The following is a 22807-nucleotide window of genomic DNA, read 5'->3' on the forward strand; positions in this document are numbered from 1 at the left end:
GCCACTTTCATTTGGTACTGTTATCCTTCTCAAATGAAAAACCTATGTTAGATTATCTCACAATGTCGTTGCAAACATTTTTTATAGTCTTTAAGATTACATATAACAGCCGATGTTAATTAAGTTTACATTATATGTGAAAGGATAGTGTTATAAAATGAGTATTGTTTTAACACAAGAACCAACAGTAGCAGCAATTAAAGAGACAATTGAAAAGAAAAATGTAGATCTTTTGCACTTGCAATTTGTGGATATCGAAGGGTCTTTAAAAAACGTAACAGTAACTGCGGAAAAAATTGACGACGTAGTAGAAGGAAAAACAATGTTTGATGGCTCATCAATCACCGGTTTTTCTACGATAAATAAATCTGACCTTTATTTGCAGCCTGACTTAAATACCTTTGCAGTGTTACCGTGGTCGGAACAGGAAGGATATTCAGAAGCACGCTTTTTGTGCAGCATTACGAATCCGGACGGATCTGATTTTGAGGGAGACCCAAGAAATGTATTAAAAAAAACAGTAGAACGAGCTGCTGATAGTGGTTACTCGATCAGTGTCGGGCCGGAATTGGAGTTCTTCTTGTTTGAAACTGACGAAAGAGGACTTCCAACAATGCAGACCCAGGACGTTGGCGGCTATTTTGAGCCTTCCCCTTTCGATGAGGGAGAAAAAGTACGTCTTCAAATTTATCGTACACTAAAACAAATGGATTTTACAATTGAAGCTTCTCACCATGAAGTAGCTGAAGGACAGCACGAAATCAACTTTAAATATGCAGATGCTCTTGGCTCAGCAGATGCAGCAACTACATACAAATGGGTAGTAAAAACAGTTGCTAAGCAGTTTGGTTATCATGCATCCTTTATGCCAAAGCCAATTGGCGGGGCAAACGGAAACGGTATGCATATCAACCTCTCCCTCTTTGATTTAGAAAAGAGCGAAAATGCATTTTATGATGATCAAGCTGAGCAGGGGCTCTCTGAAACGGCTTATCAATTCATTGGCGGATTAATCCATAATGTAAAAAATTTCGCGGCGATCACCAACCCTCTTGTAAACTCTTATAAGCGACTTGTTCCTGGTTATGAAGCGCCTTGCTATATCGCCTGGTCTGCTTCCAATCGATCTGCCCTTGTACGCATCCCTGCAACCCGCGGAGCTGGAACACGGGTAGAAATCCGTTGCCCGGACCCTTCAGCAAACCCGTACCTTGCTTTTGCAGTGGTAGCCTCTGCTGGTTTAGACGGAGTCGAGCAAGAGCTCAGCCCAGGAGAAGAAACCGTTGACGATATTTTCAGCATGACTGAACAGGAACTTTCAGAGCGAGGGATTGACAACTTGCCAACAAACCTTGAATCTGCCCTTCTTGCCCTAGAAGAAGGAGAAATCGGCAAAAATACATTAGGTGAGCATGTGTTCAACGAGTATTTACAGTTAAAACGTGATGAATGGAATGATTTCCGGACTACAGTGCATGATTGGGAGATCAGCAAATACCAAGCTAAGTTTTAATGTCATTACTATAAAACACAACAACCATGGCCCGTAAGAAGCCATGGTTGTTTTAGTATTATCATTCTTTTCAGCGAAAGGTCTATGAAATGATAGAATAGATAGCATCTTGAAAAATGACTTTCCTCAGTTCGGTAAGACTCTCTTACTACACCAGACATGTGACTTTTTCTGCCTGATAAGCCTCCCTTTACACAAAGACATGCTGTGCCTTATGCAGGCCAGCATAATGGCCGTTTAAAAGGAGCAGCTCGTCATGCGTTCCCTGTTCTTCGATTCCTTTCTCAGTTACGACAATAATACGGTCTGCATGGCGTATGGTAGCAAGACGGTGTGCAATAACAAGTGTGGTCCGTCCTTCGGCCAGTTCGTATAGAGAACGCTGGATCGAAGCTTCTGTTTCTGTATCGAGTGCGGATGTGGCTTCATCAAGAATTAAAATTGGCGGGTTTTTTAAAAACATCCGTGCGATCGATAATCGCTGTTTTTGTCCCCCAGACAGCTTTACCCCTCGTTCGCCGACAACAGTATCAAGCCCATCCGGCAGACCCTGAATGAAGCTTTCAAGCTCCGCCCGCCGGGCAGCCTCCCATACTTCCCAGTCTTCGGCATCAAGTTTCCCATACCGGATGTTTTCACGGAGGGTTCCGGAAAACATAAATACATCCTGCTGGACAATTCCGATCTGCCGGCGAAGGGAAGACATTTCGATATCACGAATATCCACTCCATCTACCCGGATACTGCCTTCCTGAATTTCATAGAAACGCGGAAGCAGGCTGCAGAGCGTTGTTTTCCCCGCTCCAGAAGGACCGACAAAGGCAACGGTCTCTCCTGCTTGAATCGAAAGGTCAATGTCGCTCAAAATAGGACGATTTTCATCATAACCGAAGCCGACGTTTTCATACGTAATATCACCATGAGCCTGTTCCATCGTCTTTGCGTGTGGATGGTTTTGTATATCCGGCTCAGTGTCCATTAATGAGAGAAACCGCTTGAACCCGGAATAACCTTTCGGATAACTTTCAATAATGGCATTAATTTTTTCAATCGGACGGAAAAAAACGTTCGTCAGTAGTATAAACGCCATGAAATCTCCAATCGAAAGAGTTCCTTGTACAATAAAATAGGCGCCGCACAACAGAACGAACAGAGTCATGATCCGCATCATCATATAGCTGAGTGAGTTGTTAATTCCCATAATACGGTAGGACAAGACTTTGGCTTCCTTAAATTTCAAGTTATCTTTTTCAAACAGCTTTTGCTCATGCCTTTCATTGGCAAAAGCTTGAACAAGACGGATCCCTCCGATCGTATCTTCTACCCGGGCGTTAAAGTCTGCCATACGGACAAACATAGATTTCATTGCCCGAGACATTTTCCGGTTGCAATACACAACGATGAAAAAGAGAAATGGCACGACTAGAAATGTCAGCAGTGCAAGCTCTATATTGATATAAAGCATGACAGAAAAAGAGCCAATAAATGTCATTAGAGCAATGAAAATATCTTCAGGCCCATGATGAGCTACCTCTCCAATCTCAAAGAGATCATTGGTCAAGTTTGAGAGAAGATGGCCGGTTTTATTGTTATCATGGTAAGTAAACGATAACTTCTGCACATGCTCGAACAATTCTGCACGCATATCAGTTTCAATATTAATACCAAGGCGATGTCCCCAATAGGTGACAAGATAATGAGCACCCGAGTTTAATATGTAGATAAAAAACAATGCTGCACTGGCCCACAAAATCACTGACAAATTACCACCAGGAAGCAGAGTGTCAACAACATAATTTACAATTAGCGGAAAGGCCAGCTCAAGCAAAGCTACTAAAATGGCACAGATAAAGGTCACCGTAAATAGTTTTCTATAAGGCTTATAGTAACGGATAAACCTTTTTAACATTTTTATCTCCTCCCCTTTATCTGTTTTATCATAGCAGAAAAGAGAACGAGAACGGTAGTGAAAATGAAAATCATTATCAAAAAAAGTTTTCTACGAGCGATTGGTTCTTTGTGACCGAGAACTGAACTAAATAAACATTTATTATATCGAACGACTTTGTACAATTCTGCTTAACCATGAAAGTTTCCATCCTAAACCTACAGTATATGCTCCAAAAATCGATCTTATGTCAACTTTTTGCACCGGACAGATGACCAACTTAAGCCCATTCGGTTTCTGCATCAGTAGAACGCTCTTCATAGACTACCTTCCCCTTCAACATATGTTTCACTTCATCAGTAAAAAGCCACGAGGAAAATTACTACTTATAATCCCTATACCAGAAGAAACAGGGGTACTAATTTAGCCCCCCTTTCTCTTTATCTTATATGAATGTTTTAATTTAGTAATACATGAGTCAAGTAACGGGTGCTGGATTAAACAATGCTAAATCATTGTGTATCCCCCAGTGGTCAGCCCATGTTTCTTTGCGGCCGCTGGCAATATCGATGATGAGATTAAAAATTTCCCATCCTACTTCTTCAATTGTCGCCTCTCCCGTAGCAATTGTCCCTGCATTCACATCCATTAAATCGTTCCATTGCTCCTTTAAGGAATTTCGAGTAGATACTTTTATTACAGGTGCCATGGATAAACCGTAAGGCGTTCCCCGTCCTGTTGTAAAGACCTGCAAATGCATACCTGAAGCTAATTGGAGCGTTCCACACACAAAGTCGCTCGCTGGTGTAGCAGCAAAATTCAATCCCTTTTTTGTAGCTTTTTCACCTGGGGACAACACATCAACGATAGGACTGCTTCCTGATTTTGCGATCGAACCAAGTGATTTTTCCACTACGTTGGTAAGCCCACCTAACTTATTACCGGGTGATGGATTAGCACTGCGATCTGATTCTCCTCTTTGCAAGTAGTCGTCATACCATTTCATTTCTTTTATCATTGCTTCTCCTACTTCTTTATTGGCCGCCCGAGGCGTTAATAAGTGAACAGCATCGCGCACTTCGGTCACTTCTGAAAATAAAACAGTAGCTCCCGCCCGGACTAACAAATCGGAAGCATATCCAAGAGCCGGATTTGCTGTGACACCTGAAAACGCATCGCTTCCGCCGCATTGCATTCCAATTACTAAATCTGATACTGGGCAAGTGACCCGTTTACGTTGATTTAACTTCTCTAAACGTTCTTCTGCCATTTCCATTATGGTCTGTACCATATTGGTAAATCCTGCTTGATCCTGCAAAGAAACGATATCATCAGTACTGCTATTTGGAGTTATTCTGTTTGGGGCAAGTTTTTCGCATCCTAAACCTACAACTAAAACTTCTCCTCCAAAATTAGGGTGTATGGCAATGTTTTGAACCGTTCGAATGGGAATGTCTGCTTCAGGTGCATTGATAGCAACCCCGCAGCCATAGTTATGGTTTAAAGGGACGACATCATGGACGTTGGAGTATTTCGGAAGAATCTCTTCCTTCACTCGCTTTACAGCATAATTTAACACTCCAGTTACACATTGGACACTGGTCGTAATTCCTAGCACATTTTTTATCCCCACTGATCCATCTTCGTTTCGATACCCTTCAAAAGTATATCCTTCAAGCTTCTCCATAGGGTCTGGCACATTGTTGGATATAGGCAGCTCATCGAGCTTGGGTGGCGTTGCCATCACCACGAGTGATTCCTGGATCCAGCTTCCCTTTTCAATCATTTGCCCAGCATAGCCAATCACTTCCCCGTACCGAATGATAGGTTCCCCTTCATTTAAGTCCGATAAGGCTACTTTGTGACCTTCGGGCACATATTCTTTTAATACAAGACCACAGGAAAAAGATGCCCCTTCACGCAAGCCGCCTGAATTCACTATAATTGCCACGTTATCTTTATCGTTTACTTTTATATATAAAGGGGCTTCTGTTGAGTGTATATTTTTAGACATAAATATCGTCTCCTTTTTAGCTTTTTTTGTTGCTTTTTACTACAAGATGAAAGAAACAGTACTAATGATAGTAACTCTTAAACGAGCCCTTGGTGTTCTTCTTTAGGATATTTCTCTAGGGTTTTGTTAATAATCTTCTTTAATTGCTGGTAATGTTCTTTTTCTACAGGAATCACTGGCGGCCTGACACTTTGTCCTACTGGCAAACCAACAATCTCCATCCCTGCTTTGATTAAGGAAACAGCATATCCTTTCTTTTGATTTCTGATCTCATTGATTGGAAGAATGACTTCTTTGTACAAGGCATTAACCTGTTCCGTATCACCTTTTACCAAGGAATCAAAGTACAACCGTGAAATGTGCGGGATGTAATTGGATATCGCAGATGAATACGAGTCAAATCCTAAGGGGTAATACGCCGGCATCGTCACTTCTGCGAGCGGCATGCCATTCATCCATTCGAGGCGGTTCCCTAAGTGCTGGGTCAGTTCAAAATTCAATTCCATATTGCCAACCCCATCTTTCAAGCCAACGAGCTGTGGAAGTTCAGCTAGCTTTGTAACCGTATCCAAATTCGCGACTGCGTTATTTCTTTGGTACATGATGGCATTTAGGCTTGTACTACTGATAATGGTTTCATAGTATTGGTACATGCCTTCCTGTTCTCCCTCAATTAAATATGGGGGAAGAATTAAATATCCATCCGCTCCTAATTCTTCTGAAACCTTAGCATGATCTAATGCTAATTCGATGTTCCCCCCTACCCCTGTGTACACAGGCACTCTTCCTTTGGCTGTCTTCACTGCCAATTCCACCATGTTACAGTACTCTTCTTCTGTTATGGACTGAAATTCACCAGCGCCGCAGGCCACGAAAACAGCCTTTCCAAGGCAGGAAAATCCACATATCGACGTTCTCTGAAAGGGGTTACAGGAAACCCTAAAATTCCTTTCGGAGACTTATTGTTTCTTTCTTCCATACCAGCAGCACCTCTTATTAAGATTTATTCATTCACAACCCTGCTCAAATTGTGTAGTTAGATATAATGCAAATACCATGCCAAGTTTCAACTCTGTGAAACTTTGATATTTCAGCACCTTTACATGAGACTCCACCACTTCACCACACCGATTGTAGGAATTTGTGCTACAATTGTTGCATAATTCTAACTTTAGGAAGGGAGCCATTCGGGTGGGGAAAATCGCTTTTATTGCACCGGATAAGCATCTATATATTCAAGGGAAGAAAATTATCCGTGAACTTGGGATCGAAAAAAAGACTACTATATACTTAGCCAGACTAAACAGAGCAGTCCGACTTGCCAGGAAACTTCAACACGAAGAAACAGACGTAATTGTTTGCAGAGGAGGAACCGCAAGCTTACTAAAAGAATTGAACATCAATGTACCTATCGTAGAAGTGCCCATAACAGGGCAAGATTTAGCCCAGGTTTTTCATGAAGCAAAACAACTATCTAATAGCTTTACACCCAAAGTGGCGATATTAGCCTTTCAAAATATGATTTATGACATTGAAATTCTCTCCGACATTTTAGATATAAAATTGTCTATCTATCCAATAGAAAAACCAGAGGATATCCCCTTAAAGATTAAAAATATTCCTGCTAACAATGTTGATATCGTCGTGGGAGGTATTAAATCTACTATTTTGGCAGAAAAACAAGGGTTCAAGACCATTCGTATTACTTCCGGCGACTATTCCATTCAATCAGCTTTGTTGGAAGCTGAAAAAATATTGCTGGCCAGAAAAATAGAAAAAGAACGCTCCCAAAAGTTTAAAGCTTTAATTGATTATTCAGTACAAGGAATTATCAGTGTCGATCGCAAGAAAATCGTCAACGTATTTAACCCTACTGCTGAGCGCCTACTACATATTTCCTCAGAAAACGTCCTTGGAAAAGAATTTGATAGCTCCCTTAACTTTCTAGATGTTGATGAGTGTTTATCGAAAGGGACCGAATCCATCGGTCAGGTAATCCAGTTTAGAAATGTCTGGCTAACATGCAATATGGCACCGATTATTGTAGATAACCATATTGTTGGGGCAATGATTACCTTTCAGGACATCACGCAAATTCAAGAACTGGAAGCAAAGATTAGAAATCAAGTGACAAAAAGGAAGCTTGATGCAAAGTATGTTTTTTCCGATCTCATAGGAAGTTCAAAGGAAATAAAAGAAACAAAGAGAATTGCCAAAGAAATAGCTGCAGTGGATACTACTGTATTAATTTCAGGGGAAACGGGGACCGGAAAAGAGTTATTTGCACAAAGTATTCATAATAGCAGCTCACGAAAGAACGGTCCTTTTGTCGCCATAAACTGTGCTGCTCTGCCTCCAAACTTGCTAGAAAGTGAACTGTTTGGTTATGTAGAAGGGGCTTTTACCGGAGCTTCCAAAAAAGGGAAGCCTGGTTTGTTTGAAATGGCTCACCAGGGAACAATCTTTCTTGATGAAATCTCTGAAATGGATCAGTACGGGCAAAGTCGATTGCTTCGCGTTCTTCAAGAAAAGCAGGTCATGCGCCTGGGGGATGATAAGTACTTACCTATTGATGTACGAATTATTGCAGCTACTAATAAAAATTTACGAAAGCTCATTAACGAAGGGGAATTTAGAGAGGACCTGTTATATAGATTGAAAGTGTTAACTGTAAATATACCTTCTTTACGGAAAAGAAAAACTGACGTGAATGATCTTTGCCAGCATTTCTTATCGTTCTATTCGAAACAACACAATAAAGAAGTTACTATCACTCCATCAGGTCTCGAAAAGCTCAAAGAATATCAGTGGCCGGGAAATGTCAGGGAGCTGGGCCATTTTATTGAAAGACTTACAGTGATAGCGAAAGAAAAATCCATCACCGACTATGAAATTGGAAAATATTTAGAGGGAAACGAATTTGACCTAGTAAACAATGACGTATCAAGCCTCACTGACATTGAGTCGGAAAAGGACAGGATTGTTGAAGCCTTAACCAGGTGCAACTCCAATATATCTCAGGCCGCTAAGCTATTACAGATTGATCGAAGCACCTTATATCGAAAACTAAACAAATATAACATTGAAGTAAAAAAATCATATTAATACATCTTCTAAAATTTACAATTCTTTTATTTGCCCATCCTAGCTCTGCTCTTCTATAAGCAAAAAACCTCAAAAGGACTCACCAAGAGTCTTCATTTGAGGTTTTTTCAGTAACAGTATGGTGTCCTTATATAATAAACTAACCTTTTCTCTTCACATTAAAGGTTTTTGCTTTTCTCAACCAATTGATCAGCTTCTCTTTTCAGCTCAACCGTTTCATTAATAATATCAATGATATGAGATAATAATCTTTTCATCTTATTACCCTTCTTTCTTAATGGAATATCTTTATTATCCTCCTATTATTTCCATTAAGCAAAAACCGTGAAAAGCAATGAAAACGAAAACATTGTTTATGTAAGCGGTGTTCATACCTTCATTTCTTCCCCCACCGCTTTTTTTCTTTATTTTCCACCTCACATTCCTGCAGTCGATTGGTAAAAAAGGATCACCCATAATGAAGCAAGGCTACAAAAACCATCCCTACAACAAACATAACAGCCACATAAGACCCGTTCCATTTAAAGCCGACTGTAATGGTATCTTTGTGTACAGCCTGGGAGATAAAGATGGTGATAGCATTAAAAGGGCTTAAGATAGAAGAAAGGAACCAGGCAAGGAGGAATACAACAGCTAATGAAATCGGATCGGCTCCTAAAGCTTCAGGGCTTACCTGCATAGCTAAAAGAGGGACGGTAATAATTTGATGAATGCCTACAAAAGCCATAAGACTCACAAATAACACGACAATTACTCCAACCAATAAGAATGATATGGAAGAAAGAGCCTGAAAGGCATTACTGATATAAACAGAAAACGGTGAAGCAGCCAGAGCACTTCCAAAAAGGCCAGCGCTTAGAAAAAGAACTATTTCTGTGTTAACTCCGTAATCAAGCTTATTAAAAAAGGCTTTACCTTCGTAAAAGAAGACTCTCCAACTATTCGTCCCAAGAGACCATAAGATAGGGATGATTATCGAGGTTAAGCTAACAAGCAGCAGCATGGGAAGACCCGTTATTGATTCCAGTACCACGAGCATGCCTATTAGTGAACCTAGAAGAATGATCACTTTACTAACCAAAGGAAAAACTGACATTTTTGCCGAGGGAGAGGAAAGTTTCTGTGTCTCCTTGTCCTTACTTGAAAGGAAAAGAAGCATGCCTACACCCAGTTGTAAAAACGCTAACACCAAACCAATAAGAATATAGTCACCAAAGGGTATATTAAGATAGTACAGTGTCAAAGCAACAGAACCAAAATAAGGAGACCACACCATTGCTGTAGAAAAGCCAACAAAATAGGCTCTTGCCAAAAATGCAGAGGAAAACTTATTTTCTCTTACGATGTCATGTAACAGCTTGACTGACCCTACACTTAAGACAGGTGTGATCGCAGCTAAAAAAGATGCCAGGCCGGCAAACAACTTGTTTGGCGAATCCATCATTTGTTTTAGAATCTGCTGAATTGAACCCATGAGGCTGCTGTTCGTAATTGGAATAGCTAATAAAGGGGCAAGAGTCATAAGCACCACCAAAGGAAGGTTTTGCTGCATTCCTTCAATAGTAGCCATAACCGTCCCTTGATTCACAGTTAAGTTGATTACCGTTCCAGCAACAAAAAGAACACTGCCCATTATCATTGTTTTTTTGTTTGCATGAACGATTGATAAGAAAAACGTAAGAAGTATGACAATAGATAAAACAGAATAAATGAAAGTTGATTGGGAAAAGGATGCGATAAAATATAAAAGGCACATGATGATAATAGAACTTCTTTTTACCATTGGTATCATAAATCGTCCCTCTTTTACATGAAAGTATAAGGAAACCGGCCAAGAAGAAAAGACAAGGTGCTCACCCGCACCCTGTCTTTCCATCAGTTATAGTTTCTTTCCTTATTCCTCTGTAGCTTCGTAGAGGCTTTCATAATAATCTTTTTCATCGTTTAAATGCTGTTCCGCTTCTTCAGGACCCATAAAGTTTGGAGTAACCCCATGTCCTTCGGCTTCACTTCTATAATCTTCATTCTCTTCTATCACTGTTTCCATGGCATCTGCGAACGTGTTCACTACATCTTCTGGGGTTTCAGGCGGGAAGGCCCACATGAAGTTTTTATTAAAGACAATATCGTAACCTTGCTCTGCGAACGTTTCTTCCTCAGGGAATTGTTCTAGTCGTTCTTCAGCCAAAACACCTACACTTCTCATTTCATCAGCTTCTAAATATTCATCTACTAGACCTAACTGAGTAGGTACCACGTCAACCTGTCCGCCAAGAAGAGCCGTAATTTTATCTGAGGCACCGCCTGCATCTATTATTCTAAATTCAATGTCTTCTTGCTCTTCTAGAGCTAGTAATTGCAAATGAGTAAATGCGCCTGTTTCTGTAGCAACGGAAACCTCACCTGGGTTTTCTCTTGCATACTCTACTAAATCATCCAAGTCTTCAAATTGTGAATCGGCACTAACCACGAATGCATTCCCTTGATCCTGCACACTGATCCCAGCAAGTTCAAATTCCTGATGAGAATATTCGGTAAGCCCTAAAATACTGTTAATCAGCATACTGTCATGAAATGCAAGTACCTTATACCCATCTGCATTAGCCTGCATCACTTCTCTTGTACCCACACTTCCCCCAGAACCTTCAACGTTCTGAACAACGAGATTTACTCCAAGCTCATCTTCAAGGTGTCTCGCTAATGTTCTTGTGTTGCGGTCCGTGTCGCCACCTGCTCCAGCAGGAACCACGACTTCAATGGAACTTTCAGGATACCCACTGGCATTAGCTGCATCCTCAGAGTTTGTATCCTCGCCGCCGTTTTCTTGCTCTTCGCCGCCAGTCTCGTCAGCGCCGTTACCACAAGCTGCCAAAAATGTAACAAGTGAAAACACCAGGACTAGTAACAATGTTTTAAAAGAGACTAGTTTCATTTAAACCCCTCCTGCTATTCTTTTATTTTTATAGTTTTTCCATGCCTTAAACCCTACAGATCCAATGGCGATTACCCAAAACACCATCGCAATAGGTTCCGTAAAGAAAGGCAGGAAATTTTCATCGGTATGCTGAAGACCTCTGCGAAGGTTCGTCTCCGCTATTGGTCCGAGAATAAACCCTAAGATGACGGGTGCAATCGGAAACTTAAATTTAATGAATAAATAACCTAAGATTCCGAAAAACAATAATGCGCCTACATCAAATAAACGGTTATTTTCAGCGAAAGCCCCTACCGCACATAGAACCACTATAATTGGCAACAGAATATGTTTATGAATACTCAGAATTCTGACAAAAAACTTCATTCCTAGGAAAAGGAACAGCATCATAGCGATATTGGCGATAATCAGAGCTGCAAAGATTCCATAAACAATGTCAGTGTTTTGAGCAAAGAAGATCGGACCAGGCTGCAGGCCGTGTATAATAAGGCCACCCAGCAGCATTGCGGTTACCGTATCTCCTGGGATTCCAAGCGCCATTAAAGGAACTAAAGCTCCTCCAACTGCAGCGTTATTAGAAGATTCAGACGCTACTACACCATCAGAGAATCCTTTCCCAAACTTCTCCGGTGTTTTTGATTGATTCTTTGCCGTCGCATAGGCAATGATATTAGCTGTTCCTCCGCCGATACCAGGAAGAATACCTACCGCTACCCCTATCACTGCAGAACGTAAGAAGTTCCACCCTTGTTTGAAAAACTCGGCTACTGAAAAACCAAACCCTTTAATTTTATGAGTCAGTTTTTTCTGCCCCATAGGGTTAATCTTTTTCTCAGAGATTCTAAGAATTTCCCCGACTGCAAACAAGCCGATTAACGCTGGAAGCAGATTGAATCCTGCATTCAAGTCATCCATCCCAAATGTAAATCTAGGAAACGCATCAATTGGCGCTGAACCTACCATGGCTAAACTGATACCCAATAACCCGGCCAGCATCCCTTTAACAATTGACCCTTCCGACAAACTCGAAATAAGAGTTAAAGCAAACATCGTAATGGCAAAGTATTCAATCGGACCAAATCGTAAAGCAAAATCTGCTAAAGGAGGAGATATGAGTATCAATACTGCAATACTTAATATTCCGCCTAAAAATGAGAACGTAATAGCAAGCCCAAAGGCCTTCCCCGCTTGTCCGTTTTGGGCCATGGGGTACCCATCAAATGTACTTGAAATAGAAGAGGGCGTACCCGGCAGTTTTAATAATATAGCTGGAATTAAACCACCTGAAACCCCGCCAATATAAAGACCCATGAGCAGAGCCATACCAGATCCCGGATCCATTGTAAACGTTATTGGTAAACATATTGCAACAGCCATTGTCGCGGTCAGTCCCGGGATGGACCCAAACACTAAGCCAAGTGCTACCCCTATAATAATCAGTATCATGTTGTATGGAACAAACATCGCAGAAAAGCCTGCAGCCAAATCACCCAGCATTTCTGTCACCTCCTATCCCAGGATGCCTCGCGGCAGCATTACTTCAAACCCTAAACGAAATGTATAATAGATACTTGTAGAAACAACAATAGATAATATAATGAACAATGGAATGTTCCAGTATTTTCTTTGAGCCAGGAGCCCAAATTGGACAAATAAATAGACAGCTGTAGTAATCAAGAACCCAATAATGGGCATAAGCCAGAAGTACAAAGCAATCAGCCCAACAGTCATGCCTAAATTTTTATACCTTTCAGCATTAGAGACCGGGCTCTCCGTTATGTCCTCTGCAATGTCTTCTTGTGCCTCTTCTTCAGCCAGCTTGCCTTCCTCACTTACTGCCTGTTCATCTTCTTTTAATGCTATTCTCCAATCTTTTATCGTTTGGATTAAGAGAATGATACTTAAAATAAAAATTCCTATGGCAACAAGCCTGGGTGCAAATTCAGCTCCAATTTGTGAAACAGTGAGACGACCTAAGTTGAATGTCGCAGAATACATAACAATGGAGAAAGCCAACAATACAACTGCAGCGATAAAATCTTTTGTCTTTATTAAATTACTTAAATTACTCATGCCTCTCTCCCCTCTGTGTCATCTCGGTTACAAAAAGCATACATGTAAACCTGCAAATTTTCACTATTTAAATATAACTTCAATTGTAAACGCTTACCATTTGTTTGTGAAAAACTGTTCCGAAAGCTATATAAAAGGGAGTAATTTATTTGATAGGGTGAGGTTCTTAAAGAACCTCACCTTGCTTTCGGAACAGAGCCACACTCATTTACTTTACAAACACCGTTTTTATTGAAGTAAAGAATTCAATGGCAGCTTCACCTTGTTCTCTTGAATGAGAGCTTGAACGCTTCATCCCACCAAAAGGAGCTTGGAGTTCAACGCCGGCACTCTCAGCATTAACCCTTACCAATCCTGCTTCCATGTCATCAATAAAGGATAAAAAGTTTTGAATATTGGTAGTGAAAATGGAAGCACTAAGTCCAAATTCTACATCGTTTGCCACTTCAATGGCTTCTTCAATGGTTTCTACTTTCATCAGGGCGAGGACCGGCCCAAAGATTTCCTCTTGGGCAATCGCCATCTCTGACGTAACATTTTCAAAGACTGCTGGCGTAATAAAGTACCCTTTTTCTTCTTTCACAGGCTCTCCGCCGTATAACAAGACGGCACCTTCTTCTTTTCCTTTATCTATATAACTAGATACGGTGTTGAATTGACTTTCGCTGGCACAAGGCCCCATCCAGCTGTCTTCTTTTAGCCCGTCGCCTACCTTAATTTGTTTTACTTTTTCCAGGAGCTTTTCTTTAAACTCATCGTAAATACTGCTCTGGACAATAACCCTGCTGGTTGCCGTACATTTTTGTCCGGTTGATTTCAATCCTCCACTGATCGTAGCATCGACAGCCAAGTCAAGGTCCGCATCTGCTGCGACAATAACTGGGTTTTTCCCGCCCATTTCCAGCTGATACTTTGCTCCTCTTGCCAATGCTCCTTGACCAATTCTCCGTCCTACATTTTCGGAGCCTGTAAAAGTAATTCCATCCACTTTTGGGTGGTCAACTAATCCTTGGCCAATCGTTGAACCTGAGCCGGTAATGAAGTTCACTACCCCTTGAGGCAAATTAGCTTCAGCCATGCATTCCATAACTTTTGCGGCCGTAATCGCTGCCTCTTGTGCAGGTTTAAATACAACAGTATTTCCATAAACCAAGGCAGGTGCCATTTTCCAAATAGGGATCGCTACTGGAAAGTTCCATGGTGTAATGACGCCCACTACGCCCAATGGGGATCGCTTTGTAAACATTAACGCATCTTTGTCAGTGGAAGGAATGACATCTCCTGTTTTTCTCATTCCTTCTCCGGCATAATACCTGAGGATAGCTACTCCCCGCATGGTTTCCCCTTTTGCTTCAGGAAACGTCTTTCCCATTTCCCGTGTCATTGTTTCTGCGATTTCATCAACTCTTGTCTCTAGAATATCTGCAATTTTAAACAGGTAGTTTCCTCTTTCAGGGGCTGCTAGTTTTCTCCAGGCTGTTTTGGCATGATCAGCGGCTTCAATGGCTTGATTTAAGTCTTCTTTAGTGGAGAGCTGGTAATTTCCTACTACTTCGTCAGGGTTGGTAGGGTTAATGCTTCCTTGACTTTTTTCAGAGGATGATGCTTGCCATTCACCATTAATAAAGTTCAAATAAGTTTGATTTTGGGTTGCTGTGCTCATGAATTAGCCTCCTAGTTATTAATTGCTTTGATACTCGCTTGCCGGGTACTTCTCTAGTGCTTTGTTAATAATTTTCTCTAATTGCTGGTAATGTTCTTTTTCTACAGGAATCACTGGTGGTCTGACACTTTGTCCTACTGGCAGGCCAACAATCTCCATCCCTGCTTTGATCAAGGATACGGCATATCCTTTCTTTTGCTTTCGAATCTCATTAATTGGGAGAATGACTTCTTTGTACAAGGCGTTAACCTGTTCTGTATCTCCCTTTACTAAGGAATCAAAGTACAAGCGCGAGATGTGCGGGATGTAGTTCGAAATTGCAGATGAATAGGTATCAAACCCTAAAGGATAGTAAGCCGGCATCGTCACTTCTGCGAGCGGCATACCATTCATCCATTCAAGACGCTCCCCTAAGTGCTGAGTCAACTGAACATTTAATTCCATATTGCCAAGTCCATCCTTCAGGCCCACGAGCTGTGGAAGTTCCGCTAGCTTTGTAACCGTATCCAAATTTGCTACTGCGTTATCTCTTTGGTACATGATCGCATTGAGGCTTGTACTCTTGATAATAGTTTCATAATATTGATAAATGCCTTCCTGCTCGCCATGAATTAAGTATGGAGGAAGGATTAAGTATCCGTCGGCTCCCAATTCTTCTGAAACTTTTGCTTGATGGAGAGCAGTCTGTATATTTCCACCTACTCCTGTGTAGACTGGAACCTTTCCACCAGTAATCTCTACTGCTGTCTTAACCATGTTATGGTATTCTTCATCCGTTAACGATTGAAACTCTCCAGCTCCACACGCGACAAAGATAGCCGCTAACTTTTCCTCGATCAAAAATTCAATATTCCGTTCTAACGCAGAGTAATCGACCTCCCCATTATCATTGAACGGCGCTACTGGAAATCCTAAAATCCCTTTTGGAAACTTACTATTTTTTTCTGCCATTTCATCCACCTCTTTATTTGAAGTAACACTATTATTATAAACAAAACATCATTAGTATGATTGTTTATTTGTTATTAATTTTTATTGTAAGACAATTTAAAACATAAGTCAATCGAATTTTTAGAAGATTATAACCTTTCAAACAAGTTGGTGCTAACGTACTAAACAAGGCTGTTTGCTATTGAACTCCCATCCTGGAATGAGATATTGCATAGCTTTAGAATCATCTCTTACTCCTAATCCCTTCTCATTATACAACCGATTTGCTTTTTCAATTTCCTCACGATTGATCTCTACTCCTAATCCTGGTGCAGTAGGTACTTCGACTTTTCCATCAACAATTTGTAGGGGGTTACTAGTCAAATGTTGCCCATCCTGCCATATCCAGTGAGTATCAATGGCTGTAATCTCTCCCGGAGCTGCCGCTGCCACATGCGTAAACATAGCTAGCGAGATATCAAAATGATTATTAGAGTGCGAGCCCCATGTCAATCCCCATTCATGGCACATTTGTGCTACTCTTACCGAACCACGCATGGTCCAAAAGTGCGGATCTGCTAGTGGAATGTCAACCGATTGCAGTTTTACAGCATGCCCCATCTCTCGCCAATCAGTTGCAATCATATTTGTTGCTGTTTTTAACCCTGTTGCCTGCCGGAATTCGGCCATGACTTCTCTGGCTGAAAAGCCATTTTCTGCTCCGCATGGGTCCTCAGCGTAAGCTAATACATGATGTTTATCTTTGCATAATCTAATAGCGTCTTTAAGTTTCCAGCCTCCATTAGGATCTAGTGTAATCCTGGCATCAGGAAATCGTTCTGCCAGTGCTGTCACTGCTTCTATTTCTTCTTCCCCTTTTAAAACGCCGCCTTTAAGCTTGAAATCTTTAAAACCATAGCGTTTATAAGCTGCTTCAGCTAAACGTACAATTGCTTCTGGAGTAAGCGCTTCCTCATGACGCAATCTTAACCAATCGTTACTTTCATTTTCTCCGCTTAAGTACGGTAAATTGGTTTTATTTTTATCGCCAATATAAAAGAGATAACCTAGCATTTCTACTTCATTTCTTTGTTGTCCATCTCCCAAAAGAGCTGCCACCGGGACGTTTAAATATTTCCCTAACAAATCTAGTAATGCAGCTTCTAAAGCTGTAATCGTGTGGACAGTTACTCGTAAGTCAAATGTCTGTTTTCCTCTTCCCCCTGCATCTCTTTCTATGAATTCATTTCTGACCTTATTTAGTATATTGTTATACTCACCTATTGATTTGCCAATAACAAGGTCCCTTGATTCTTCCAGAGTTTGTTTGATTTTTTCACCGCCTGGTACTTCCCCGACACCGGTTTGGCCGGAACTATCCGTTAAAATAATCAGGTTTCGAGTAAAATACGGCGCGTGTGCTCCGCTTAAATTTAGAAGCATGCTGTCATACCCGGCAACTGGGATGACTTCCATTTCTATTACTGTTGGAGTTTGTCCATTCATAAAAATAGCACCACCTTTATAAAATTTAAAAGATACTGAATTATTTAATAAAAATTCACCCCGCTTTCTCTATTTAAGAGAAGCGGGTAAATGTTACTCTTCTTCTGAGCTTGACTCTTCTGTTGCATATGCTCTCTTACGTACATGATCTAAATGTTTATACATACATTTATAAGCCTCAAAGGGATCTCTTTTTTGTAAAGCCTCAAAAATATCTATATGCTGTTGAAGAGTGCCTGAAGGATCTCGGTGTTCATTGGAAATTTGATCCCACGTTTTATCGAAAAGATTTAACAAAGATTCGACAATTGCTTCTAGTAGCGGATTGCTGGCACTGTGAGCAATGATTGCGTGAAATTCCCTGTCATATGCCCTGTAATCTTCAGGACAATTGGTCATGAGTGATATTGTATGCTCTAATTTTTTTAAAGAATCGTCTGTTATATTTTCTGCCGCTAAAGTTACTAAACCTAATTCAAGAGAAATCCTGGTTTCCATTAACGATTTTAAATTACCTGCAGAAAGTGCAAGCATCATAGTAAAAGGTTTACTTCCTATCTTTTGTGAAAAAAAGGTCCCGTTACGGGTTTCTCTTTTTACAACACCAATTGCTTCTAAAGAAGTGAGTGCTTCTCTCATAACAGGCCTGCTTACATTGAACCTGTTCATTAAATCCATTTCAGAAGGTAAGCGGTCTCCTGGCTTTAATTGTCCGCTTGTCAAAAGGCCAATAATTTCATCTATAACTTGTTTAGATAGTGTTTTTCTATCTATAGATTTAATTTCAACTTCCTTCATATTAACCAACTCCTTTCATTAATAGAATACCACCTCTCTTTAATAAAAAGATTGGTCTTTCATCGTTAGTTAATCTTATCTTGTTTGTTTAATTGTAAGACAATTTATATTTGATGTCAATTATTATCATGATAAATATTGTATAAGTGACTTAATAATTTTAACTGACTTCTATAGGCTTCTAGTATTGCACTATCTGCTATGTTTCAGTTATTACTAAAACAGGTTTAAATACATATAGTTAGAGCTCATTAATAACTAATACGCTGCATAAAACTACTAATACTTGATTTTTGAACGCTAAAAAAGACGCCCTATGATTAAGGGCGCTTCCTTATATGTTGAATATTACTTAATAAAGATTTTCTGACCGTCTATTTCAATGAACCATTCTCCCTCACTAAACTTTTCCTTTGAAACTTCAAATACAGCTACACTAGTAACCGAAATATCAGGATTTAAATCGCTAAGGACCTTGGAATCATCTACACCCGTTTCAACAGAATAATTAAATGAAGCGTCTATATCTGAACTGTACTCAGTTCCATTTTTATCGACTAGCTTAGCTGTTGGCATAGAAAATGAACCTATTGGTTCCTCGGAGATATTTTTAATTGTGTACTGAATAGCAACCAGGGTACCTCCATCAGAAGCAGCTTTCCTAGTAAATTCTGCTCCCACTTCTTCTCTTTCTTCAAAACTTACTAAAGTTACCTCTGTTTCACCCAAGTTAATAGGATCGGCTATGTTATATACTACCTCCTCAGATTCATTATTATTTTCCTGCGTGCCGGCTTCTTTAGTTTCTACGAGTATTGTTCCTCCCTCCTCTCCGTCAGTAGCTATCCCAATAATACCAATGAAAAATATTACACCAAAGAGTGATAAAATTTTATGCTTCATAAAGAAATTTCTTTGATCCTTACCACAACTTGGGCATTTCTTTACACCCTTTGCGATCTGATGCTGGCATGTTTTACAGCTAATTAATTTAGACATTCTGTACCCCCTGTTTTTATTTTTTCTTCAGAGTCCATATAATATATTGATGAATTTTTCTATTGATTCCAACAATTCATGTGTTATAGATAAATGGGAGTGTCCTGTATTATAGGTGGGACGGGATGGGTTATTTTTCAACGTCTAAATTAACTGGACTACGTATGCAGGGTAAGCAAAAGAGGCACCCAAATCTTCTTTGATTCGGGTGCCTCTTACGAAGCCTTTCTTTTCTTTCTTAAATAGTATCTTATTCTTCTGAGCTGTGATTTGTTCTTTAGTCTCTTAAAGCCGACTAAACCAGGCCAACGATTCAGCTCAAAGATATACAAAGAGCCTTTCCTGTCCATTCCAATATCTACTGCGAATATTCGCTGACGAGGAAAATAGGCACCTAACGTGTTCGCTGCCTTTAAAGATATTCGTTTAAAGTCATTCTCAATTGCTTGTCGCGTTTTAGCTTTTTTATTTATTCTCTTCAGAGATCTCCGTAAAGGCATGACTCTACCATTTCTGTGTCTGTTTGTAACTTTGTACCCTTTTCCAGCCTTTCTCGCGATCATTCCCGTCACTTTCCACGGCGAGCTTACGCTTTTTCTCTGAACGATAACCCTGAAATCAACCGGTCTGCCTTTTATTTTTGCAAGTTTGATTTCTGGCTGAATATTAAATCTTCTTTTTCTCGTCTTCTTCCTCATATATTGATAGAGACTGTTTTTACTTTTGAATACCCTTCGTCTTCTGTTAATGTACATAACATAGTTTCCGGAATTAACCTTGATAAAATAAATGCTTCGTCCTTTCTTTCCATTGTTGGGTTTCACCACAATCGATTTATATCGCTTAAGCATCTTATAAAAGTTAGCTTTGCTCCATCTCACGGTACGTGGCAGATACGGCTTAAGATTATTATTTTTTCTCATTGCAGCGTGCATCTTATATTTATTTCTGCCTTTTAAACGCACAACGATTTATCCCTCCTTCCCTAGGTTTCAAAAGCTAGTGTATGCAAGAAAAAGAAGGAAGGCAGGGTGTTTCAAGGAAGAAGTTCGTCCAATTAAAAAAATACCAGCCCCTTTGAAGAAGCTGGTATTTCATCTAGTAGAAATATAACGAAATAGAAAGTTACAAAGCTGGGGAGTTCCCCAGCTTTGTGCAGCATATTAATCCAGCACCACTTCGACTGCAGCCAATTCCTTTCCCGTCTTGGTTATTGTCTCGCCCTCCTCATTTTTTACGGTAATCTCTGAATCTGTTCTTTTGATTTCCTGCAAGCTCTCAAGAAACCCCTCTTCCATCTTTAGTTTTTCAAAGCTCTTGTCGTTTTCCATATTTACATTTAATCCGTCTTTAAATTTCAATCTTAATATCATTTCCCTCTCTCCTTTACTTTAATATTCTGTAAAATGTGAGGTTCATTTAATTTAACCTGTGTTTTACTAGACGAATTCCTTATTTTCCTCAAGTTTAAAAGTCCTTTTTCATATTATTTCTTCTGGAATTTTCATTGATGCTTAGGGTGAAGACAAATATGACTGTTTTATATAGGGAGAGAGACTTACGCGAGGGGGAGTTTTTATTAATTGGGTCAAACTAGACGATAATTGGGTCAAACTGGACCATAATTGGGTCAATTTAGAGCTTAATTGGGTCAAACTAAGACATAATTGGGTCAAATCAGATGATAATTCTGCCAACCAAACCATATAGGTCAAGTGCCAACTTCTCCGGTCAAAAGTCAACGGTCCATTGAATCTCTTTCAGCTCATCACTCTGTTCATACGGTATCATTCATTTCGTTAGCCAGCCTTTGTAAATACAGCTTTGTTCCCTGCCAGAAAATCGCATAGACAACAATGAAAAGTAGCAGGCCAATGAGTACAGGCATCACACTAAATGGAAGCCAGCCAATAAAGATGGCTAAAGGAAGCCAAAGTCCAACTGAAACCATAAAGTGAACAGTTGTTTGTTTTAACGGGCTCCAACTTTCGATTTCATAAATAAAAGAAGCACAGCCAAAGTACACTCCCATTAAGATGCTGCCCAGCATATTCAGCCATATCGTTGACACAGATGCCTCAATTCCTTGAACCATCATAATCGTGAGCGCTGCAAATGTGAAGATTCCAGCAAAACCCAAGCCAGCAAATCCTCTTCGTATGACTTCAATCATTTTCTTTCCCTCATTCCCATGATTAATTTATTTTTCAAATTGAGGACATATTTTCTCGACACATACTCTTTGCTTCCTGATTTGAAAAACACACACAGATTCCCATTAAACGCAACCTCAAATCGCTTAATGTTGTTTACGTTTCCGATAACGGATTTTGAAAAACGGGTAAAGTCATAAGGTAAAAGCATTTCTTCCGCTTCATATAATTTCATGTTCAATTCAATGGTGTGGTTATTTATAGAAGCAAATACTTTTCGCTTCTCTGCATAGATAAAGTCTATTTCCCCGGGCTCTAATAATATAGATTTATCCTCCTCTGTCCCGACGATCCTCTTTGGCGTTTGATGATTAATCTTCTTTATCAACTCTTCTATATCCGGTGACCACTCTTTTGCGTGGATGGTAACATGCATTTCATTATGGTTATTATCAATATCTATATTAACTTTTATCATTCATCGTCCCCCTCCCTCATTATTTACTATATCAACCTGATCCTTTTTTGAATGTAAAAAGTGAACAACCTGCAGAAAAAGCGTCCTAAGATGCAGCAATCCTTATACTAACTGATTGACAAAAAAGGCTCCCCCTAGAATAAGAGGAACCATATGCTGAGTTTGTTTAATTTCCTGCATTTAAAAGCCAGTTGCGTAATTTTGTCTTAGGATAGTATGTAGTTCCATTAATTATGATATGTGGGATATCTGAATGCTCTTGAATTAAATGTCTTGCATCTTCTTTAGTGATTCCGATAAAGTGATGGACTTCATTTTCCTTAATTAGTTCATGTTCGTCCTCGTCTAAGTAATCTATGATATCTTTAGCATTCGGGTTCTTAAAATTTTTCAATCCATCACCAATAAAATACCCTGCTGCTGCAATTCCTATAGCCAGCCAAAACAGGCTCATATCCATGTTCATTCCCCCAACATTTTTGTTCTATTTGTTTCCCTGTATATTCTGCTGTCATTTATAGTGTATCAGACGTTTCTTCATTTAGTGTATTAGCAGACGTTATGATTCAGGTTTTTGGGGATGAAAACATACTAGAGACACGGCACCCCTCTATGTGCCCTCTGTAAGAACATTAATCACTATTCTTTTGGAGTAAACTGGCAAGAAAGATTCTTTTCATTCCAATCGCTTTTTTTGTATAATAAAAAAGCAGTTGAAGCTTCACCTGTCCCTTTTCTATGAATTTTTTATT

18 protein-coding genes and 1 pseudogene are annotated in these 22807 nt (G+C 39.9%); 2 read left to right on the forward strand and 17 right to left on the reverse strand.

Annotation, left to right across the window (positions count from 1 at the left end):
* Positions 1-157 precede the first annotated feature (157 nt).
* Positions 158-1513: a type I glutamate--ammonia ligase gene (gene glnA, locus ACFPU1_RS06245; RefSeq protein WP_385939516.1), complete on the forward strand. Its 1356-nt coding sequence runs from the start codon at positions 158-160 to the stop codon at positions 1511-1513.
* Between the two features lie 190 nt (positions 1514-1703).
* On the opposite strand, the gene ACFPU1_RS06250 is transcribed toward glnA, so the two are convergent.
* From ACFPU1_RS06250 to ACFPU1_RS06260, 3 genes and pseudogenes are all read right to left on the reverse strand, one after another.
* The gene (locus ACFPU1_RS06250) at positions 1704-3422 is read right to left on the reverse strand and encodes an ABC transporter ATP-binding protein (protein WP_385939518.1); all 1719 of its coding nucleotides are present in this window, start codon (positions 3420-3422) and stop codon (positions 1704-1706) included.
* A gap of 457 nt (positions 3423-3879) precedes the next feature.
* Complete coding sequence (gene garD, locus ACFPU1_RS06255; RefSeq protein ID WP_385939520.1) at positions 3880-5415, reverse strand: galactarate dehydratase; 1536 nt, start codon at positions 5413-5415, stop codon at positions 3880-3882.
* Between the two features lie 77 nt (positions 5416-5492).
* Positions 5493-6248, reverse strand: a pseudogene (locus ACFPU1_RS06260) (5-dehydro-4-deoxyglucarate dehydratase); the annotation flags it as partial.
* 358 nt (positions 6249-6606) lie between these two features.
* On the opposite strand from ACFPU1_RS06260, the gene ACFPU1_RS06265 reads away from it, so the two are divergent.
* Positions 6607-8520, forward strand: a complete 1914-nt coding sequence (locus tag ACFPU1_RS06265; protein WP_385939522.1) for a sigma 54-interacting transcriptional regulator — start codon at positions 6607-6609, stop codon at positions 8518-8520.
* Between the two features lie 448 nt (positions 8521-8968).
* Here ACFPU1_RS06265 and ACFPU1_RS06270 read toward each other — a convergent pair whose 3' ends face one another.
* From ACFPU1_RS06270 to ACFPU1_RS06335, 14 genes are all read right to left on the reverse strand, one after another.
* The gene (locus ACFPU1_RS06270) at positions 8969-10312 is read right to left on the reverse strand and encodes a hypothetical protein (protein ID WP_385939524.1); all 1344 of its coding nucleotides are present in this window, start codon (positions 10310-10312) and stop codon (positions 8969-8971) included.
* A gap of 102 nt (positions 10313-10414) precedes the next feature.
* Positions 10415-11452, reverse strand: coding sequence for a tripartite tricarboxylate transporter substrate binding protein (locus ACFPU1_RS06275; protein ID WP_385939526.1), 1038 nt, complete (start codon positions 11450-11452; stop codon positions 10415-10417).
* Entirely contained in the window at positions 11453-12952 is a 1500-nt protein-coding gene (locus tag ACFPU1_RS06280) for a tripartite tricarboxylate transporter permease (RefSeq protein WP_385939528.1), read from the reverse strand.
* 12 nt (positions 12953-12964) lie between these two features.
* On the reverse strand, positions 12965-13528 hold the full coding sequence (locus ACFPU1_RS06285) for a tripartite tricarboxylate transporter TctB family protein (RefSeq protein ID WP_385939530.1): 564 nt from the start codon (positions 13526-13528) through the stop codon (positions 12965-12967).
* Between the two features lie 208 nt (positions 13529-13736).
* A complete protein-coding gene (gene gucD, locus ACFPU1_RS06290; RefSeq protein ID WP_100399566.1) occupies positions 13737-15191 on the reverse strand; it encodes an alpha-ketoglutaric semialdehyde dehydrogenase GucD in 1455 nt (484 codons plus the stop codon).
* Positions 15192-15209: 18 nt separating this feature from the next.
* Positions 15210-16142 carry a 5-dehydro-4-deoxyglucarate dehydratase gene (gene kdgD / locus ACFPU1_RS06295; RefSeq protein WP_385939533.1) on the reverse strand — a complete coding sequence of 311 codons (933 nt, stop codon included), beginning with the start codon at positions 16140-16142 and terminating at the stop codon, positions 15210-15212.
* Positions 16143-16295: 153 nt separating this feature from the next.
* A complete protein-coding gene (gene gudD, locus ACFPU1_RS06300; RefSeq protein ID WP_385939535.1) occupies positions 16296-17627 on the reverse strand; it encodes a glucarate dehydratase in 1332 nt (443 codons plus the stop codon).
* A 93-nt stretch (positions 17628-17720) separates the two neighbouring features.
* The gene (locus tag ACFPU1_RS06305) at positions 17721-18425 is read right to left on the reverse strand and encodes a FadR/GntR family transcriptional regulator (RefSeq protein ID WP_385939537.1); all 705 of its coding nucleotides are present in this window, start codon (positions 18423-18425) and stop codon (positions 17721-17723) included.
* Positions 18426-18773: 348 nt separating this feature from the next.
* A complete protein-coding gene (locus ACFPU1_RS06310; RefSeq protein WP_385939539.1) occupies positions 18774-19424 on the reverse strand; it encodes a DUF4352 domain-containing protein in 651 nt (216 codons plus the stop codon).
* A 215-nt stretch (positions 19425-19639) separates the two neighbouring features.
* Positions 19640-20389 carry a YheC/YheD family protein gene (locus ACFPU1_RS06315; RefSeq protein WP_385939541.1) on the reverse strand — a complete coding sequence of 250 codons (750 nt, stop codon included), beginning with the start codon at positions 20387-20389 and terminating at the stop codon, positions 19640-19642.
* A gap of 198 nt (positions 20390-20587) precedes the next feature.
* Positions 20588-20797 carry a hypothetical protein gene (locus ACFPU1_RS06320; RefSeq protein ID WP_054634854.1) on the reverse strand — a complete coding sequence of 70 codons (210 nt, stop codon included), beginning with the start codon at positions 20795-20797 and terminating at the stop codon, positions 20588-20590.
* A 404-nt stretch (positions 20798-21201) separates the two neighbouring features.
* A complete protein-coding gene (locus ACFPU1_RS06325; RefSeq protein ID WP_385939544.1) occupies positions 21202-21597 on the reverse strand; it encodes a DUF3021 domain-containing protein in 396 nt (131 codons plus the stop codon).
* On the reverse strand, positions 21594-22055 hold the full coding sequence (locus tag ACFPU1_RS06330; protein WP_269757886.1) for a LytTR family DNA-binding domain-containing protein: 462 nt from the start codon (positions 22053-22055) through the stop codon (positions 21594-21596). The genes ACFPU1_RS06325 and ACFPU1_RS06330 overlap by 4 nt, the downstream gene beginning before the upstream one ends.
* Positions 22056-22221: 166 nt before the next feature.
* Positions 22222-22515, reverse strand: a complete 294-nt coding sequence (locus ACFPU1_RS06335; RefSeq protein ID WP_054634856.1) for a hypothetical protein — start codon at positions 22513-22515, stop codon at positions 22222-22224.
* Between the last annotated feature and the right edge of the window lie 292 nt (positions 22516-22807).

The sequence above is a fragment of the Thalassorhabdus alkalitolerans genome, from assembly GCF_042656525.1.
GTDB classification, from domain to species: Bacteria; Bacillota; Bacilli; order Bacillales; family Marinococcaceae; genus Thalassorhabdus; species Thalassorhabdus alkalitolerans.